We start from the raw sequence: 1,226 nt of genomic DNA, 5'->3' as shown, positions 1-1,226 counted from the left end.
GAAAAATTAAATACTTTCTCAAAAGTGGCGTAAAACCAAGGGGTTAAGCTGTTTTGAGAGAGAAAACACTTGAATTTTACTACACATTTACTACAAATGAAGAGCCTTGCCACTAGGATACCTCATACAACATGGGGTATCTCTTTTTTAAGCTTTAGAAGAAATCAAACTCATTATTAGCCTTTTCTGCTTCTTTCTGTCTGATACGCTCTGCAATTACATCATCCATTGTACGTTTACGTACGTTAGGACGTTCAGGAGCAGTAGGCTTTTCATACGCTCTCTTTAATCGCTCTTTACGCTCTCTATCGAATTGTTTAAACAGCTTTTCCACGTTTTGCCGTAAAGGGATATTAGTCTGTCGTCCGAGTTTATCCAAGAAGTCTAAAAAATCTTTATTCAGATTATGTTCTTCCTCAATCATTTTACTACACATATCAGAAACAGAATAAACCTTTTCTAACATCTCATCGGTTTCTTTACGCATTTTATTCAACTTTTCTTTTTCTGCTAATACAGTCTGCATTTGAGTGTGTAAGGTGGCTTTTTCATTTTCAAAATCTGCCTGTTGGCACTCGAATAATTTCATATTGGTTTCCAAGTTTTCCTGTGTTGCCTGTGCTTTTTCTTGTACATCTTCCATAGCTTTCGCTAAGATATCTAATTCTTCTTTAGACAGCATAATTTCACGCTCCTTTTCGTTTAATTCTTTATGTCTATTGGTAATTGCTTTTAATTGGTCGGGTGTTAAGCCTTGCTGATGCCATACACCGTGTTTATCATAATATCCTGCAAGCTGTTGCTCGATAGGTTTATTATCTTTTTCAATCTTGTAACCATTATCCAATAATTCTTTGCGTATATGCTTATGCATTCCTGCAAGCTGTTTGGGATTCCTAAAAAACTTTGTTTGGGATAAGGTACACTTGACCTTACCATTCGTTTTCTTTTCCTCGTAGCAGGGAACAAATAATACATGAATGTGTACGTTTGTTTCGTCTTTATGGATTGAGAATCCTAAGACATTCTCTTTCCCAAACATATCTTCTAATATCTGAATCAAATCCCATGCCCATGTATCCTCATGCCCCTGTATGGATTCTTCATCTAATTGAAGAATAAGAGGGCGAACAATTACTGTATCATTTTGACCTTTTGTAGAGATTCTTGCTCCATGTTCTTTTGCGTATCGAATACGCTGATTGATGGAATTAGCCATATCTTGT

General features: G+C 36.0%; 1 protein-coding gene. It reads right to left on the bottom strand.

Annotated elements, in window-relative coordinates:
- Nucleotides 1–154: 154 nt before the first annotated feature.
- Nucleotides 155–1,226 (bottom strand): plasmid recombination protein (locus tag LJE08_RS13530; RefSeq protein WP_227403520.1); only part of this gene is annotated, 1,072 nt, incomplete at its 5' end.

Origin of the sequence: Holdemanella sp. DFI.5.55 (assembly GCF_020593575.1) — a bacterium.
Classification (GTDB): domain Bacteria; phylum Bacillota_I; class Bacilli_A; order Erysipelotrichales; family Erysipelotrichaceae; genus Holdemanella; species Holdemanella hominis.
This window is presented reverse-complemented; position numbering and strand designations above follow the sequence as displayed.